This is a genomic window from Streptomyces sp. NPDC007157, from assembly GCF_040634235.1.
In the GTDB taxonomy this organism is placed as follows: Bacteria; Actinomycetota; Actinomycetes; order Streptomycetales; family Streptomycetaceae; genus Streptomyces.
Window position 1 is genome coordinate 1 of record NZ_JBEYFE010000052.1, and the last position, 17,257, is coordinate 17,257.

At 68.5% G+C, this 17,257-nt stretch carries 12 protein-coding genes and 3 pseudogenes; 9 read left to right on the plus strand and 6 right to left on the minus strand.

The window, feature by feature from the left end:
- A pseudogene (locus ABZ642_RS45305) lies at window positions 1-189 on the plus strand (hypothetical protein); the annotation flags it as partial.
- Between the two features lie 155 nt (window positions 190-344).
- Here ABZ642_RS45305 and ligA read toward each other — a convergent pair.
- Window positions 345-2,441: an NAD-dependent DNA ligase LigA gene (gene ligA / locus ABZ642_RS45310; RefSeq protein ID WP_360497258.1), complete on the minus strand. Its 2,097-nt coding sequence runs from the start codon at window positions 2,439-2,441 to the stop codon at window positions 345-347.
- Between the two features lie 49 nt (window positions 2,442-2,490).
- Window positions 2,491-2,625 (minus strand): annotated as a pseudogene (locus ABZ642_RS45315) (GNAT family N-acetyltransferase); the annotation flags it as partial.
- 381 nt (window positions 2,626-3,006) lie between these two features.
- Between ABZ642_RS45315 and ABZ642_RS45320 the strand changes: the two are divergent.
- The 4 genes from ABZ642_RS45320 (at window position 3,007) to ABZ642_RS45335 (ending at window position 8,774) form a co-directional block, all read left to right on the plus strand.
- On the plus strand, window positions 3,007-3,990 hold the full coding sequence (locus ABZ642_RS45320) for an ABC transporter permease (RefSeq protein WP_360497306.1): 984 nt from the start codon (window positions 3,007-3,009) through the stop codon (window positions 3,988-3,990).
- A 1-nt stretch (window position 3,991) separates the two neighbouring features.
- Window positions 3,992-4,924 (plus strand): ABC transporter permease, encoded by a 933-nt coding sequence (locus ABZ642_RS45325; RefSeq protein ID WP_360497260.1) that lies wholly within the window; start codon window positions 3,992-3,994, stop codon window positions 4,922-4,924.
- Window positions 4,921-7,014, plus strand: a complete 2,094-nt coding sequence (locus tag ABZ642_RS45330) for an ABC transporter ATP-binding protein (protein WP_360497263.1) — start codon at window positions 4,921-4,923, stop codon at window positions 7,012-7,014. The genes ABZ642_RS45325 and ABZ642_RS45330 overlap by 4 nt, the downstream gene beginning before the upstream one ends.
- A gap of 71 nt (window positions 7,015-7,085) precedes the next feature.
- Window positions 7,086-8,774, plus strand: a complete 1,689-nt coding sequence (locus ABZ642_RS45335) for an ABC transporter family substrate-binding protein (RefSeq protein WP_360497266.1) — start codon at window positions 7,086-7,088, stop codon at window positions 8,772-8,774.
- Window positions 8,775-9,053: 279 nt separating this feature from the next.
- Here ABZ642_RS45335 and ABZ642_RS45340 read toward each other — a convergent pair whose 3' ends face one another.
- Together ABZ642_RS45340 and ABZ642_RS45345 are read right to left on the minus strand one after the other, a co-directional pair.
- Window positions 9,054-10,760: an MFS transporter gene (locus tag ABZ642_RS45340; RefSeq protein WP_360497269.1), complete on the minus strand. Its 1,707-nt coding sequence runs from the start codon at window positions 10,758-10,760 to the stop codon at window positions 9,054-9,056.
- 568 nt (window positions 10,761-11,328) lie between these two features.
- A complete protein-coding gene (locus ABZ642_RS45345; protein WP_360497272.1) occupies window positions 11,329-12,204 on the minus strand; it encodes a LysR family transcriptional regulator in 876 nt (291 codons plus the stop codon).
- 195 nt (window positions 12,205-12,399) lie between these two features.
- On the opposite strand from ABZ642_RS45345, the gene ABZ642_RS45350 reads away from it, so the two are divergent.
- Both ABZ642_RS45350 and ABZ642_RS45355 read left to right on the plus strand, forming a co-directional pair.
- On the plus strand, window positions 12,400-12,789 hold the full coding sequence (locus tag ABZ642_RS45350; RefSeq protein ID WP_360497275.1) for a VOC family protein: 390 nt from the start codon (window positions 12,400-12,402) through the stop codon (window positions 12,787-12,789).
- Window positions 12,790-12,826: 37 nt separating this feature from the next.
- Window positions 12,827-13,017, plus strand: a pseudogene (locus tag ABZ642_RS45355) (IS5/IS1182 family transposase); the annotation flags it as partial.
- A gap of 63 nt (window positions 13,018-13,080) precedes the next feature.
- On the opposite strand, the gene ABZ642_RS45360 reads toward ABZ642_RS45355, so the two are convergent.
- Together ABZ642_RS45360 and ABZ642_RS45365 are read right to left on the minus strand one after the other, a co-directional pair.
- A complete protein-coding gene (locus ABZ642_RS45360; protein ID WP_360497278.1) occupies window positions 13,081-13,701 on the minus strand; it encodes a hypothetical protein in 621 nt (206 codons plus the stop codon).
- A gap of 470 nt (window positions 13,702-14,171) precedes the next feature.
- Entirely contained in the window at window positions 14,172-14,711 is a 540-nt protein-coding gene (locus tag ABZ642_RS45365) for a hypothetical protein (protein ID WP_360497281.1), read from the minus strand.
- A 246-nt stretch (window positions 14,712-14,957) separates the two neighbouring features.
- Here ABZ642_RS45365 and ABZ642_RS45370 point away from each other — a divergent pair, with 246 nt between their 5' ends.
- The gene (locus ABZ642_RS45370; RefSeq protein ID WP_360497284.1) at window positions 14,958-16,460 is read left to right on the plus strand and encodes an MFS transporter; all 1,503 of its coding nucleotides are present in this window, start codon (window positions 14,958-14,960) and stop codon (window positions 16,458-16,460) included.
- Between the two features lie 49 nt (window positions 16,461-16,509).
- Window positions 16,510-16,767, plus strand: a complete 258-nt coding sequence (locus ABZ642_RS45375; RefSeq protein ID WP_360497287.1) for a hypothetical protein — start codon at window positions 16,510-16,512, stop codon at window positions 16,765-16,767.
- Window positions 16,768-17,257: the final 490 nt, after the last annotated feature.

Below are 17,257 nucleotides of genomic sequence, written 5' to 3' on the forward strand. Positions count from 1 at the left end.
GAGTTCGCGTGCGTGGGCGACGTGCGGGGGCGGGGGCTGATGATCGGGGTGGAACTGGTGGATCCGGAGGGGGAGCAGGGCCCGGGAGCGCAGGTATCCGTTCAGGGTGTGTCAGATGACCATCCTGGTGGGCGTTGCGCCCGCTTCACGAACATCGCGCCAACTCTCGGTTCCGGCCGAACTTTCTGACGGCCACGAGCATCCCAGCGCCGGCACCGCCGTGCCGGGGTGACGCCGACGGCACGGCCAGGACACCGGAGGAGAGCTCGACCTGTCCCCCTCCCGATGCACGCCGACGGTGTGGGGCCCGACCACGTCGGCAAGGGCCCCGCACTTTCCACGGCTCAGGTCAGGTGGCCGCCGATGAGGTCGGCGAACTCGTCGGGCGTGGCGAGCCGGATGCCGAGTTGTTCGGCCTTGGCACGCTTGGAGCCCGCGTTCTCGCCGGCGACGACGAGGGTGGTCTTCCTGGAGACGCTGGAGGAGGAGCGTCCGCCGGCCCGTTCGATGAGTTCGTTCATCTCGTTGCGGGAGAGCTTCTCCAGGGTTCCGGTCATCGCGCCGGTGACGACCACGGTCATCCCGGCCAGCGGACCCTCCTCCGCCGCAGCGCCGGACGCCGCGCTGTCCCCGTCGGGGCTCGCCACCTCGCCGGGGACGGGCGGGGCGGCACCGGGCTCGGTCATGTTGACGCCTGCGGCGACAAGCTTGTCGATGAGCGGGGCGAGTTCGGCCAGTTCCGCGACGATCGAGGGCGCCTTCTCCACACCGATGCCGTCGACCTGCTGCATCGCTTCGGCGCCGGCGGCACGGATGTTGTCCATGGTGGCGAAGTGGCGGGCGATGCGACGGGACATGGAGCGGCCGGTGCCGCGTACCCCGAGGGCGCACAGCACCCGCGACAGCGGCTGCTGTCTGGCCTTGGCAATCGCGGTGAGGAGGTTGTCGGTGCTGGTGGCGCCCATCCGTTCCAGGGCGAGGAGCTGCTCGCGGGTGAGGGTGAACAGGTCGGCGAGGTCGGTGACGAGGCCGGTGTCGACGAGTTGGACGACGCGGGTGCGGCCGAGGCCTTCGATGTCGAGCTGGTCGCGGCCGGCGGCGTAGGCGAGGGAGGCGACCAGGTGGCAGTTGCGGCCCTGCGTGCACCGCCAGCGCTCCTCGCTCTTGTCGATGTCCGATCCGCAGCGCGGGCAGGTCTCCGGGAAGGCGATGGGCTGTTCCTCGCCGGTGCGCAGGTGGGCGACCGGGGCCTGGACGCGGGGGATGACGTCGCCTGCGCGGTGGACCATGACCTGGTCGCCCAGGCGCAGGTCGCGTCGGGTGATGTCGGCCGGGTTGTGCAGGGTGGCGTAGGTGATGGTGGAGCCGTCGATGACGACCGGTTCGAGGACGCCGCGAGGGGCGATGATCCCGGTGCGGCCGACGTTCCACTCCACCTCCAGCAGCCGGGTGATCTTCTCCACGGCCGGGAGTTTGTAGGCGATCGCCCATCTCGGTGCGCGCGAGCCGGATCCCGCGGCCTGCTGGTCGGCGGCGAGGTCGGCCTTGATGACGATGCCGTCGATCCCGAACGGCAGCCCGGCACGGACCGCGGCGATCTCCTGCACCCGGGCGAGGACCTGCTCCACGGTCTCGGCGACGGTGTCCGGGACGGCGGTGCGCGCGCTGGTATTCACGCCGAGCTCGGTGACCAGGTGCATCAGGTCGCTGTGCGCGGACGCGGTCAGCCGCTCGGCCGGCACCGGGTCGGTGTCGGGCAGGGGCAGCAGTCCGTAGCCGAAGAACGTCATGGGCACGGTGTAGAGGCGCTCCCGGGCCCGCAGCGTGCCCGCCGCGGCGTTGCGCGGGTTGGCGAACGGCAGCCCGCCGTGCTCGGTGCGTACTTCGTTGGCGTACTCGAACTGGACGGTCGTCATGAGGACTTCGCCGCGCACCTCCACGGTGAGCGGCTCGGCAAGCCGCTCGGGCAGTCCTTCGATGGTGCCGATCGCGTGGGAGACGTCCTCCCCGGCCGTCCCGTCCCCGCGGGTGATCAGCCGGGTGAGGCGGCCGGCGGTGTAGCGGGCGGCGATCGCGAGTCCGTCGAGCTTCGGCCCGACGTGGAAGCGGGCGACCTCGTGCCCGACACGGCGGGCCAGGGACTCGGTCCAGGCGGTGAACTCCTCCGCGGAGAACACGTTGTCCAGGCTCAACATCGCCACCGTGTGCGGGACATCGCCCTCCGCCGTGCCGCCTGCCACCTTCCCGGTGGGGGAGTCGGGCAGCACCTGCTCGGGGTGTCCGGCCTCGTACGCGGCGATCGAGCGCACCAGCCGGTCGTAGGCGTCGTCGTCCAGGCGCGACGTGCCGCCGGCGTAGTACGCGGCCGCCGCCCCGACGGCCTCCTCGACCGCCTGTGCGTAGGCGGCGGTATCCACGATCTGTGCTGCAGGTGTCGTCATGACCTGCATACTGCCGCCCACCACTGACATCGGGACCAGACGCCCGGACCAGGACACCCTGCGGCGGCTCACCCTCGAAGGTCGTGAAGCCCACGATGCTGCCGTCGCGCTCCGCAACAGCCGTCCGACGGCTGGCGAGCTCTGGTCCGGTGAGCGTGAGCTCTTCCCGACACGACGCGAGAAACAATCACGACTTCCGCGGCGCGGTGGACTTCGCGGGCAAGGGTGACGAAGCGACGTGTTTTCTCGTCGACTTCGGGGAGGTCGGGGTCGTTCGGACGCAACGCCGCCGCAGTTCGTGACATGCACATTGCGATCACATGGCAGGCCGCCCAGAAGGCTGGCGTTGAACGTGATCACAGCCGAAGAATCAGTCGTGGTCGGCCCACTCACCCGATACGGAAAGAGCAGGGCCGCGGAACACCAGCGCACCGCCCCGTCAGTCAGGGGCGGTGTGTTCATGTCCGTCAGAAAGCGTCAGGCCCATGCCCAGACCCGGCACACCTCCGCCGGCCCTGCGTGCGGCTACCGCCGCCGCATCCCGTTCCTGCAGGAAGGCGGGCACGTGGTCCGCCATGTGATACGCAAGGCCGCAGGGTGGCTGGCCATGATCGTGGTCGCCACCAATGTGACATACCTGCTGGCTGCGTGGTTCCTCGACCCGAGGTCCAACTACCGGGGGCTGCGGCCGGTCCGTACGGAGGAACAGATTGATCGGTCTCTGGCACCGTACAACCTGGATCCGCGGGTCCCTCTGGCGGACCGGTGGTGGCAGTGGTTCAGCAACGTGGTCCTGCACTTCGACTGGGGGAAGTCCCCGGTAGGGGCGTCGGTCAATTCGGAGATAGGTTTCCGGGTTGTGGTCAGTGGCCAGTTGGTCACCGCGGCCACGCTGCTGTCCGTGGTGGCGGGTGTGGCGCTCAGCGTGTTCACCGCCTCCCGCCAGTACGGGTGGTGGGACCGCATCACCCAGCTCGTCTCGGTGTTCCTGTTCAACGTCCCGACGGCGGTCGCGGCGCTGGCGGTCGTCTTCGCCGGGATCTGGCTGAACCAGCACCTCGGATGGCGCTTCCTGTACGTCGCCGGGGAGAAGTCGCCGACCGTCACCGGACTGTGGCCGACGGTCGCCGACCGGTTCCAGCACCTCATCCTGCCGACACTGAGCCTGACCCTGCTGGGCTATGTCGGCTATCACCTGACTCAGCGTTCGCTGCTGCTGGACAGCATCAACTCGGACTTCGTACGCACCGCCCGCGCCACCGGGCTGACACGAGCCCAGGCGATCCGCCGGCATGCGCTGCGCGCCTCGCTGATCCCGACCGCCACGTCGGTGGCATTCAGCATCCCGGCCATCTTCACCGGCGCAGTGATCACCGAGACCGTCTTCGGCTGGAACGGTATGGGCCGGTACTTCATCCAGACCATCAGCAAGAACGATGTGCACGGCGCCGTCGCTGTTGCCGCGTTCGGAGCCGCCATGACAGCGATCGGTGCGGTCCTGGCCGATATCGCGGTCGTCCTCCTCGACCCCAGGGTCAGGGTGAGCTGACATGGCGACCACAGTGCCCCCTCTGCCCGAGCCGCTCGATCCAGGCGCGCCGGCCCGTACGCTGACACCCCGTCTGGGCAGCAGCCGTCTGTACCTGCGGCGGTTCGCCCGCAACCGTCCGGCCCTGCTCGGAGTGGCGCTTTTCGTGCTGCTGGCGCTCTTCAGCGTGTTCGGAGGCGTGTTCACGCACTTCGCCTATACCGACGTGGACTTCACCGCGCTCACCCAACCGCCCAGCTCGACGCACTACTTCGGCACCAACCAGGGTGGCAACGATGTCTACGCCGAGGCCGTGCACGGCCTCCAGCGCTCCCTGGTGATCGCGGTCAGCGTCTCGGTGCTGACGATTGTGCTCGCCGCGGTGATCGGTGCGGGCGCGGCCTACTTCGGCGGGCGGGTCGAGAAGCTGACCTTGATGGTCATCCACTTCCTGCTCGTCGTGCCGTCGTTCTTGATTCTGGCTCTGGTCTCGCACCACCTTGCGGGGGACTGGCGGGTGCTCATCCTGGTGCTGACCGTCTTCGGCTGGATGTCGACGGCGCGGGTCATCTGGTCTGTCTCCACATCCCTGCGCGAGAGGGACTACGTGCTGGCCGCCGAGTTCATGGGGGTGAGGCCATGGCGGATCGTCATGCGGCACATCATTCCCAACCTCGGTTCCCTGCTCATCGTCAACCTCACGCTTGGAGTCGTCGCCACCGTGCTCAGTGAAACCGCCCTGTCCTTCCTCGGTTTCGGGGTGCAGCCACCGGACGTGTCACTGGGCACGATGCTTGCCGACGGATCGGGCACGATCACCAGTGCGCCGTGGCTGTTCGGCTACCCGGCCGCTCTGGTGGTCCTGCTGACGGTGTCGATGACGCTTGTCGGAGACGGACTGCGTGACGCGTTCGACCCGACGTCGACCACCGGGGCGCTCGGGGGCCGGCGATGACGTTGGCAACCCCCGGGACACACCCGGCGGCAGAACCCGCGGCAACGGCGCCGGTGCTGTCCGTACGGGACCTGAGCGTCTCCTTTCCCTCCGAGGCCGGACCTGTCCAGGCCGTACGCACAGTGAGTTTCGACGTCCTGCCCGGACACACGCTCGGCATCGTCGGCGAGTCGGGCTCGGGCAAGTCCGCGACGGCCATGGGCATCATGGGGCTGTTGCCGGAGGCCGCCCGCGTGTCGGGCCGGGTGCTGCTGGGCGGCCGTGATCTGGTCGGGCTCAACGACAGACAGCTGTCCGCGGTCCGCGGCAAGGACATCGGCATGGTCTTCCAGGATCCGCTGTCCGCGCTGACCCCGATCTTCTCGGTCGGCAGGCAGCTGTCCGACGCGCTACGGGTGCACCAGGACCTGACGAAGCAAGCCGCCTGGAACCGAGCGGTTGAGCTGCTGGACCTGGTCGGAATCCCCGACCCGCACCGCAGTGCGCGGTCATTCCCGCACGAGTTCTCCGGCGGCATGCGCCAGCGCGTCGTGATCGCACTGGCGATGGCGAACTCGCCGAAGGTCATCGTCGCCGACGAACCGACCACCGCCCTTGATGTGACGGTACAGGCGCAGATCCTGGACGTACTGCGCACCGCTCAGACCGAGACCGGTGCGGGCGTGGTGCTGATCACCCATGACCTGGGAGTGGTCGCGGGGTACGCGGACGAGGTCGCCGTGATGTACGCGGGCCGGATCGTGGAGCAGGCGACCGCGAAAGAGCTGTTCGGGCGGCCGACCATGCCCTACACGATCGGGCTGCTGGGCGCGGTGCCACGTCCCGAGGCACGGGCGGAGCGGCCACTGGTGCCGATCGGAGGCGAGCCGCCGTCACTGGTGGGGCTCTCGGCAGGGTGTTCCTTCGCGGATCGCTGTCCCGCCGCCGTCGACCGCTGCCGCACGCGGGAACCCGTGCTGGCCACGGTCCCCGGGCACGGGCAGGTTGCCTGCCTGCGCGCCGATGAGATAGCCGACGGCACGTTGGCGGCGGACTCGCTTTTCCCGACCGCGACGGACATCGAAGGGCCCGGCCGCGGTCGGAGCGTCTCGGGCGAGACAGTGCTGCGGGTGGCAGGCCTGGCCAAGACATTCCCGGTCACCAAGGGAGCGCTCCTCAAACGCCGTGTCGGCACGTTGCACGCGGTCAGCGACGTCAGTTTCGAACTGCGGGCCGGAGAAACACTCGGTCTGGTGGGCGAGTCCGGCAGTGGAAAGACCACCACGCTGCTGGAGATCATGCGGCTCAGGCGGCCCGAGAGCGGCTCGATCGAGATCGCGGGCACGAACGTCGCCGCTTCGGGCTCCGCCGAACAGACACGAGCACTGCGCCGCGCGGTGCAGATCGTCATGCAGGACCCCATGGGCTCCCTCGACCCGCGGCTGCCCGTCTTCCAACTGCTCGCCGAACCGCTCCAGGCCGTGGGTACGGACCGGGAGACGATCCGGGCCCGGGTGAGCGAACTCCTGTCCCTGGTCGGGCTGGACACATCGGTGGCGGACCGCTTTCCGGGTGCCCTCTCCGGCGGGCAGCGCCAGCGCGTCGGCATCGCACGAGCGCTGGCGACAGAGCCGCGGATCGTGGTCCTGGACGAACCCGTGTCCGCCCTGGACGTATCCGTACAGGCAGGCGTCATCAACCTGCTCGGCAAGCTCAAGCGTGACCTGGGTCTGGCGTATCTGATCGTTGCGCACGACCTCGCGGTGATGCGCCACGTGTCCGACCGCATCGCCGTCATGTACCTGGGACACATCGTCGAGACCGGTGACACCGAAGAGCTCTTCGCGCACGCCAGGCACCCGTACACCGAAGCGCTGCTGTCGGCGATTCCGGTGCCCGACCCGCAGCTGGAACGCTCCCGGGACCACATCGTGCTGGAGGGCGAGCAGCCCAGTGCGTCGCGGCTGCCGCAGGGCTGCGTCTTCGTCGAGCGCTGTCCGCTGCACCGGCTGCTCGACGACGGGCTGCGGCAACGATGCCGCACCGAACGGCCCGCCCTGGGCCCTGCGGTTGACGGCTCCGGCCACAGCTACGCCTGTCACGCCCGCTGACCGGCTCCTTCCCCCAGTACGACGCCGCGCCGTGCGGCGTCGCCCCGCCCCCACAAAGAAACGGATCCCCCATGCGACCGAGAATCGCACCGGCCTCCGCGCTCGCCGTGGCTCTTGCCCTTACCGCCACCGCCTGCAGTTCCTCCGGATCCGACACGCCGGACGCCGGGAAGGCAGCCAAGGGCACGACACCCGCGGTCGCCTCGGCGAAGGTCGACTACAACCCCCAGCCGTACAGCGACATCAAGGACGGAGGCACCTACACCACCCCCGGAACCTTCGACGACCAGGGCAATCCGTTCAACGCCAACGCCACGCTCACCGCCACACGCGTGTGGTTCTGGTACAACCCCGACGTCATCACCTACTCGCCCACCGGCGACGTGCAGTACAACCCGGACTACCTCAGCGACGTCAAGGTCACCGTCACCGGCGGCAACCAGCGCGTGGTCCTCACCCTCAACCCCAAGGCCACCTACAACGACGGCACGCCGATCGACTGGCGGGCCGTCAAGGCGACCTGGCAGGTCAACAACGGATCCAACAAGGACTACAACGCCAGCAACACCGAGGGCTACCGGAACATCGCCTCCGTCACCCGCGGCGCCGACGACAAGCAGGCCGTCATCGACTTCAAGGGCGTCGACCCGTGGTGGTCAAGCCTGTTCACGACCTTCCTCAACCCCAAGGCCGCCACGGTCGCCAACTTCAACGACGCCTACGTGAAGAAGGCGCATCCCGAATGGGGCGCCGGCCCCTACACGGTCGGCACCTTCGACACGAAGGGCGGCAATCTCACCTTCGTCCGCAACCCGAAGTGGTGGGGCAAGAAGGGCAAGCTCGACAAGCGGATCTACGTCAACCTGGACTCGGACGCCGCGATCAACGCATTCAAGAACGGCCAGGTCGACTACGCCTCCACAGGCAGTGCCGAGGGCGTGAAGCAGATCAGCGGTGTCAACGGCACCGAAATCCGCCGCGGCGGCAGCCCCTTCGAGTACTCGCTCTACGTCAACTCCAAATCGGCGGTCCTGAAGGACGTCCAGGTACGCAAGGCGCTGCTGGAGAGCATTGACAGAACACAGATCGCCAAGATCCAGTTCCAGGGCCTGGACTACTCCGAGCCGCTCCCCGGTTCGGCACTGCTCTACAGCTTCCAGAAGGGCTATGCGGACAACGTCGCATCCGTGATCAAGTACGCACCTGACGACGCCAGGAAGATCCTGGACTCCGCCGGCTGGAAGGCCGGTGGCAACGGCATCCGCGAGAAGGACGGCGCCAAACTCACGGTGGGCTACACCCTGCTCGGCGACGACCCGCTGGACAAGGCCACGGCCAACGCGTTCGCCGCGATGCTGAAGCCGGTCGGCATCCAGGTCGACATCAAGAAGGCCGACGAAGCGGACTTCGCCAAGATCCTCAGCGACCGTGACTTCGACCTCTTCCTGTCCGGCAACCGTTCCACGGACCCCTTCGGCGCCCGCTATCTGTACCAGTTCTACGGCACCGACAGTGACTCCAACCTGACCGGTACCGGAACCCCGGAGCTGGACAAGGAGATCCACGCAGCGTCCCAGATATCCGACCCCAGCAAGCAGACCGCCCAAGCCAACGCCATCGAGCGCAAGGAACTGGCGCAGTACGCCTTCCTGCCGCTGTTCAGCGGTCCGTCCATCTACGGCGTCAAGAAGGGCCTGGCCAACGTCGGCGCCACGATCTTCGGCACCCCCCTGCCGGAGACCGTCGGCTGGCAGAAGTAACTTCACGGGAGAGGTCGGAAATCCAAAGATGGCTCTGACCCGTACACGGTAGGCACACAGGGCGGGTCGTGACGGGGCTGTGCGTGATATCCACGGGCTTTGGGCCGCTCTTCCGCCTGAAAGCAGGAGATTCCCGGCGCAGGCCGCCTGCTGAGGCAGCGCCTCAGCAGGCCTTGCACTCTCGGCACCAGCCAGGCCCAGACCGGCCCGGATCAGCATCTCACCTGCTGTCTTCCGCATCCGGCCGCCCCGTCCACGGACGGCCGGATCCGCGTCTGATCACTCCGTGGCGGCGGCTAGGGCGGCCAGCTCGCGGTTGACGGCAACTTGGTGCGCCTCAGCGTCCACTCGCGCCCTCTTCGGGCTCCAGCGACCCGCCATCACGAAGACGAAGGGCAGGAAGAGCACCTGGCCGCCGACGCAGATCCACCACCAGGTGCGCCATTCGCCGGGCCCGTCCTTCGACGCCTTCTGGACCTTGGCGCCGTACTCCCGCAGCAGCTTCAGCTGCGGCGCCGCCTTCTGCACGACGGCGAGGTTCTCCGCACCGACCTCCTTGACGGCGCGGGCGCCCAGTGCGGGCGGCACGGTGGCCGGGGTGTACTTGTTGAGCTCGGCGAAGAGTTCCGGGTGCGCATTGACGATGGCCAGCGCCGGCGCCGCCTGGGCCGAGGCGACCTTGACCTCGGCGCCGTGCTCCACGAGCGGGGTGACGGAGGTGACCAGTACCGGGATGAAGGCGGCGGAGACGGCGACCACGATGCGCACCGTCCAGCCCCACACCGCCAGACCCGCCGCGGTCGCCGCCGGGTTGTGCTTCTCCACCGTCTCGGTGAAGCTCGCCATCCAGGGCGCGTAGGCGATGCCGCTGAAGACGCCGATGCCGATGAACAGCCAGGCGAAGGTGTAGTAGTCGGTCGTCAGGTGGGTGGCGCGGGTGGCGAAGATCGCGGTCACCACGATGGAACCGACCGCACCGACGATCATGAAGGGCTTGCGCACCTTCAGCCGGTCGGAGAGCAGGCCGACCAGGACCAGGGCGATGGCGTTCGCCGCCCAGTACCAGTTGGCCAGCGCGTTGGTCCGCTGCTCGCTGTAGCCGAAGACGGTGGAGAAGTAGACGACGAAGTTGCCGACCGCCGCGTAGTACAGCAGCAGGAACACGGCTATGGCGAAGGCCGAGCCCAACACGTCCAGGCGCATCATCTGCCGCCACTCGCCGCGGCGTACCGCCTCGGTGTCCAGCCCCTTGGCACGCGCCTCGATCAACGCCCGGTCCCGCAGCGTCACCATGATCTGGTCGCGCAGTGCCGGGGACAGCTCGCGCAGCGCGAAGATCGCGACGACGAAGACGACGAACCCGGAGATCGCCGAATAGCGCAGTTCGTCCTGCCAGGTGGCGCTGTCGAGGGTGTTGCTGGTGACGGTGGTGACCACCAGGGAGCCGATGACCGGGCCCATCGTCCAGTAGCCCATCGCGGTGGCCCGGCCGAGCTGCGGGGAGAAGTCCCTGATCAGCGCGGGAGTGGCGACCAGCACGATGCCCTCGATGAAGCTGACGAGCGCGAACAGCACCAGGTAGGTGGTCTTGTTCGCCGCGTTCGGCAACCCGAAGAAGACCAGCAGCGCGGCGATCAGCAGTCCGTAGACCACCAGATTGGCCCGGCCCCAGCGGTCCGCCAGACCCGCCACGAGCGAGGCGAAGGCCCCGACCGCGTTGCCGATCACCGAGACCCAGATGAAGTAACGGTACGTCATGTCGAAGTGCGTGATGATCGACGTCGCTACCGCGTACTGGATGTACAGCATGTAGTACAGGACGACAGTGGTGACGACCACGATCGCGAGATAGACCATACGGCGACCGGTGGGCGGATAGTCCGCCAGTTCCCGGCGGTACAGCCAGGCCAGCGGGCCGCGGGCGTCCGCGGGGGGCACATCGGGCGCGGGTCTGTCGGCGTCGGACGGTGTCGTGGCGGCGGACATACGGCTCCTCCCAGGGTTACCCGGAACCGGGTGTTCGCGTCGGTGTGACGAGGGTGCGCGGCGGCCCGGCTCCGAGAGCGTGGGCAGAGGCTAGTACCGACTGGTCGGTACGCCTAGAGGGTCTGCACAAGATCATGCGCCGGGTTCGTCCCGGGCCGCCGACGGTGCGAGTGCCGAACAGTCATCCGCCCCGGTAGATCCGCTGATCAGCGATGAGCCAAAGCCCGCCGACTGCGGCGGGGCAGGTGCCGCCTCGACAGCGGGTCAAGGCCCCGGACAAGGCCGCTGGGCCCGAGGCCGTGAGGGAGTGGGTGAAGGCCGCGGAGGCCGAAGCTTTGCCCGATCTGCTGCGGCGCGACTTCACCGCATCCTTCCCCACTCGGTCACCACGACGGGACGACGCCGGCAGATGTCCTGCTGGTCTGCGGGGTGTTCGGCAACACTGCGGACGCGGGCATGGAGCGCGCGATCGACGCGTGCGGGTATCTGTGCAGGAGCGGCGTGCGGGCCCAGGCCGACGAAGTCGAGTAACGGTCTCGGCAGCGGATCGTTCGGACGGTTCACGATCTCAGGGCGTGCAGACGCCTGACAGAGACAGGAACGCGGAGGCTGCGGGTGACGGGGTGAACCGGCTCCAGATCAGGCGCTCCACCCGTATCGGCCCGTTCGTGATCGGCACACACCGAAGTCCGTGCAGTTCGGCGGTGAAGGCGGCGGGTAGCAGGGCGACGCCCAATCCATGGCGGACCATCCGGACCATGAGTTCCACGCCGGACACCTCGAACGCGACCTCGCGCCGCAGGCCGACCGCCGCGAACGCCTGGTCCGACTGGGCGCGGGCGGCGCTGCCGTCGGCGAAGTCCACGAACACCTCGTCGGCGAGGCGGCGCAGATCCACCTCATGGTGCGTGGCCAGCGGGTGGCCCGGGGCAACCACCGCGACATGCTGCCCGTGGCCAAGTTCCTTGTCACGGACGCCTTGCGGCCGGAATCCGGGCTGTACGCCGAGGAATGCCGCGTCCAGTGTGCCTTCGCGCACCTGCTCGACGAGCGACTCGCTGGAGCCCGCCCGGAGGCTGAACCGGACCTGAGGGTAGCGCTGGCGGTAGGTGCGGATCACCGACGGGAGATCGACGGCCGCCACGGTGGGGATCGACCCGACGGTCAGTTTGCCGCGTATCTCGCCGGTGGCCGCCGCCACCTCCGCCCGGGCCCGCTCGGCCGCGTCCAGGGCCTGGCGGGCGGCGGGCAGGAACGCCTCTCCGGCGGGAGTCAGCCACACCCGGCGGCTGGTCCGCTCGAAGAGTCGGGCGCCCAGTTCCTTCTCCAGCCGGGCTACTTGGTGACTGAGCGCGGACTGGACGATATGGCACTGCTCGGCGGCGCGGGTGAAGCTGGCGGTCTCCGCCACCGCGAGGACATAACGCATCTGTTGGAGATCCATCGATCAATCGTGAACCCCGATTGATCGCATGACAAGCATGTGTTGGACCAATGGATGCCTGTCCGGCGATGCTCGAACAAGGACAGGCCACGCTGCCGGCGAGCAGCCACAGCCCGTACCCGGCGTGGCCCGCAGTTGCCGGCCTCGTCGTACCACCGCCGGCGCCCCGTCCGCCCCGACCTCAAGGAGACACCCATGCATGTGATCGCCTTCGACCACCTCGTCCTGAACGTGGCCGACATCGAGCGCTCGCTCGCCTTCTACGTCGGCCCTCTGGGCCTGGAGCCGGTGCGGGTGGAGGAGTGGCGGGACGGCAAGGTCCCCTTCCCCTCCGTGCGGGTGAGCCCCACCACCATCATCGACCTCGTCAAGGGGCCCGCCGAGGGGCCGAAGGGCTCCAACGTCGATCACATCTGCTTGGTGGTCGAGCCGCTCGACTGGCAGCACGTCGTCGATTCCGGCGTCTTCACGGTGCTCGACGGCCCCGCCAAGCGCTTCGGCGCCCAAGGCATCGCGGACTCTCTCTACGTGCAGGACCCGGACGGCAACACCGTGGAACTGCGCTGGTATCCGCCGGACGCCTGAGAACCCCCACCACGCCCCATCGGACACCGGCGCTCCACGACCTGATCTGACGCTGCGACAGCTGGCACCGCCGTTCGGGATATCGAGGGCAGCGGCCGGCAGGATCATCGATCATGCGGTGGGAGAGCAATCGAAGAATTATCGGTACTCCACCACCATCAGGTCGCCATCGACGCCCACAGCCGGCTGGTCGTCTTGGTCGGCCGGCCCCTGCCGGGCACACGGAACTCCCGCGAACGCGGGCGCCGCGAGCCAGACCGCCAGAGCCAGTTGATGATTGCGGGACAGCCTTCAACCCCACCGGTTGTGCTTCGGGAGATTGTCCGCCCCGACGACACGGAACGGATCCTTCCCGTCGTAGATCCGGGCAGTCCCCTCGCGGTCTCCGCTGGTCCAGTCGAGGTCCAGATGAAACGCGCAATCACATGTGCTGGTCTCAACGGAGACCAGGAAGACTTCAGGTTCGGTCGAGGAGATCGCATAGGGGAATTCGACGGCAGGGGTGCCATCCCGGCCTGCCTTTGTTGCTACGGGTAGATTTCGGTCGTCAAGATTCACTCCGAAATATCTCGCCGTCAGGCCTCCGCATCCGCCATCGGGCTCGTATACGACACCTCTGGGCGTTCCTCTCGAGTCCACTCCTACTCGAAGCGCGTGGAGTACGACGCTGTCCGTGGTTTTCCCCTGGAGAGCGACCCGGATGAGGACCGTGTACGCATGAACACCGCCCTCACGTTTCACCCAGGCATCCCAATCATTCCATGATGGCGCGGAAGCCGGTGCGTTGGGGATCACGACGGCGTTGTTGCATGCGGCGTCTTCCGGTGCGTTTACCTTTGTCGTCCACGAGAACGGAGTGTCGTCGCCGTCCCTGATTGCTTTGGTGCTTCCGTGGATCGCTTCGACGATCAACGGGCTCAGACTTGCGACGGCAATCGCGGAAAGCAAGGCCGAGATCCCTTTCCAGTGGCGACCCCACCAGCTCCGAGGCGTCGCATGCGTGGTACGTGCGGCGCGCTTGGGTGGCCGACCGGGGGGCATGGGCTTCTCCTGGAAGTGGGGTTCTCCGCACGTTATTGCCCATTGCGTCGAGCCGGCGCACGAAATTCACCCGCACGCGTCATCTCGGAGCCACAGGTCGTGACGTTGGGGCAGGCGCGGCCACGTCATGCCGGTTTCCCCGCGTATACGCGTAAGACCCCCGAGCAACTGTCGCTCGGGGGGCTTGTCGTGTGTGAGGGGCAGCGCGGCCGCTTCAGCGCCCAGCGCATGGCGTGGGGAACCGACGAAATGCGGTACGCGGGATGACGGAATCCGTGGAGTGGGGGTCGGTCCGCCGGTCGACCGCCGCGGGTTCCCCGGCGAGGCGTGGGCCCGGCGGCTTACAGGCCGCCGGCCTTGGCCGGGAACTTCTGGATCGTAGCGACGACGGTGTCGGGCTTGTCCGGGGCGACGAGGTCGACCGGCTTCTGCAGCTGGAACAGGTCGCCTCGCGGAGGGTACTGGGTCAGCTGGCTGATGAGCGTGAACGTGTCCTTCGTGGACAGGACCAGCTGCTCACTGCCCGGCTGGTCGATGGTCATGGTGAAGGGGCTCAGGACCAGGGCGCATTCGTACTTGGGCGGGAACTGCTGCGTCAGCCTCAGCAGGCTGGCCGGATCGACGTCGACGTCGTTCTGCTCGATGGTGATGGTGCCGCCCTCCGCTCCGCCGCCCTCCAGTGCGGGGAGTTCCGCGGCCATCTTGAAGCCGACCAGCCGCAGTCGGACGCTGTTGACGGGGTCGTTCGGGTTGACGTCGACGCGGTGCTTCCAGCCCCCGCGGAAGTCCACGGAGACGAGCTTGTTCCGGATCTGCAGGGGGGTGTTGATGGCAAGCGAGCTGCACGGGATCTCGGCACCGATCGGGGGAAGAGCAGGCATGCGGCAGTCCTTCGCGTAGCGGGACGGGAGGGGAACCCGTCACCCTCACCCTGGGGCCGGGCAAGCCGCCACGCGAGCGACGTCGTTCCGCCAGAGCGGCTCGTCGAGGTCTCATACGCGAGGGCCGGACCGGTTCCGCCGGCCGCCGCGCAACCGTGCCGGGTGCGGAGGCCGAGCTCGACGCTCCCGCATCCCGGTGCCTTTCCCCGGCTGGTGCGACTGGTCGCGGCTGCATAGCGTGATCACATGACCACAGAAATGGCCCGGCCCGCTGTCGACGACCGGCGGTGGAAAGCGCTCGCGGTCTGTCTGACCGCGGGATTCATCTCGCTGCTCGACGTCTCGATCGTGAACGTTGCGCTGCCTTCCATGGAACGCGGGCTCGGTGCCTCCGCAGCCACCCAGTCCTGGGTGGTGTCCGGGTACGCACTCGCCTTCGGGCTCGCACTGGCACCTGCGGGACGGCTGGGTGACGTGCGGGGCCGCCGCCAGGCGCTGTTGTTCGGCCTCGCCGTGTTCACGGCCGCATCGGTGGCGTGCGGCCTCGCCACCGGCCCCACCTCGCTGGTGGTGTGCCGGCTGATCCAAGGCGCGGCCGCCGGTGTGGTCGCGCCGCAGACCTCGGGGCTGATCCAGCAGATGTTCCAGGGCGCCGAGCGGGCCCGGGCGTTCGGCTTCCACGGCAGCGTCGTCGCCGTGTCCACCGCGGTGGGCCCGCTGGCGGGCGGACTGCTGATCCACGCGTTCGGCACGGCCGACGGGTGGCGCTGGGTGTTCTTCGTCAACGTGCCGATCGGGGTGGCGGCCCTCGTCGCGGGGAAGCGGCTGCTGCCCCGTCTCCCGGTGTCGAACGACGGACGGGAGAAGTTCGACCCGTTCGGCGTACTGCTGCTCGGTACGGGTGTACTCGCCCTGCTGCTGCCCCTGGTGCAGGAGCAGCAATGGCAGGGCCGGGCCAAGTGGCTGCTGATTCCGGTGGCCGCACTGCTGCTCGGGGCCTTCTGGGTGTGGGAGAAAAACCAGGGACGCCTGGGGAAGGCACCGCTGGTCGACCTCGGGCTCTTCTCCCTGCGCTCCTTCACGCTCGGCGCTCTCATCAGCCTCATGTTCTTCGCCGGGCTGACCACCATCTTCTTCGTCCTGTCGCTGTTCCTGCAGAACACCGCGGGATACAGCGCGCTCGCCGCGGGTGTGACGATCCTGCCGTTCGCGGCCGCCTCGGCGGTCGGCGCGTCCATGGGGGGCCGGCTCGTGATGCGTTACGGCCGCAGCCTGGTCGTCATCGGCCTGAGCGCGGTGGCTCTCGGACTGCTCGGTGTCGTCGTCGCCGTTCAGCTGGTGCCCGGGGACGGCGTGGGCTGGGCCATGGCGCTGCCGCTGGTCATCGGCGGAATCGGATCCGGACTCACGGTCTCACCCAACACGACCCTCACGCTCACGCTCGTGCCGGTACGAGGCGCCGGTGCGGCGGGTGGGGTGCTGCAGACCGGCCAGCGCATCGGCTCGGCCACCGGTATCGCCGTGGTCGGCTCTGTCTATTTCGCCCATGTCGCCAACCACGGCCGCTCCACGACAGCCCTTCAGCTCGGGCTGCTCACCGCCGTGGCGATCATCCTCGGTGCCCTGGTCCTGGCGGTGGCCGACCTACGGGAGCGCCGGGTGCGTCCCGGACGCGACGACCTCGCGGCGGCGGTGCCGCGGGGCCTCGGGGAGAGCGGGGCCGGCGAGAAGGTGGGGCGCGGGGCCTGACACCGGTCGGGGCTCGCCAGCGGAAACTACTTCGCGGGAAGGACACAGAATGCCTCAGGTAGACGAGGAAGAGATTCGCGTCAGCGCAATCGATACGGCGGATCAGCCCCGAACGCTCCGGCGTGTCCTGGGTTCCGCGGTCAAGGAAACCATGCTGCTGCCGGTGTTCCTGGTCCTCACCGCCATGATGCTGGCACTGTGGCTCATGGGTATGCCCTTCATGCAGGCCTTGACCATTTCGACCGCGGTGAAGATTTCGATGGTCCTGTTCGAAGCACGTCGGCGGCCTTCCACGTCGAAGGTATGACGCTCGGCGCCCCTCTCCGCGCCCAGGTACGGCCGGATCGGGCTGCCACCGCTGCTACTCCGACACCGCCGGTACGCGGCCGGTGATGTGAACCTGCACGCCCGGCCGGAGGCATGCTCGGTAAGCCGCGTCCGTCGCCGTACCCCTCGGTGTGGGCGCCGGTGCCCTCCCGGCCGCCACGTCACCGCGAACCCTGACGGTGCACCCGGTCGAGTGGATCCAGAAGGCGGTGAACGCGGCCCGTGCCGGTGACACGGTCTCGGCGCAGGCCGGCACCGCGTCGACGAGAACGGGATCACCGCCAACACCCCCGCCGGCCTGGTCAATCGGAACGCCGCGAAGGGGAGCGATCTCCTTCGCGGCAACTTCCGCCGAGTCCCGATCCCGGCGGGACTGTGCTGAGGTGAACCCGCGCGTCGGGCCGGGGGGGGGGGGGGGGGGGGCCCGCCCCCCGCCCGAGCGGCGGGGCCCGGCCCGGGGCCGGCCCCCG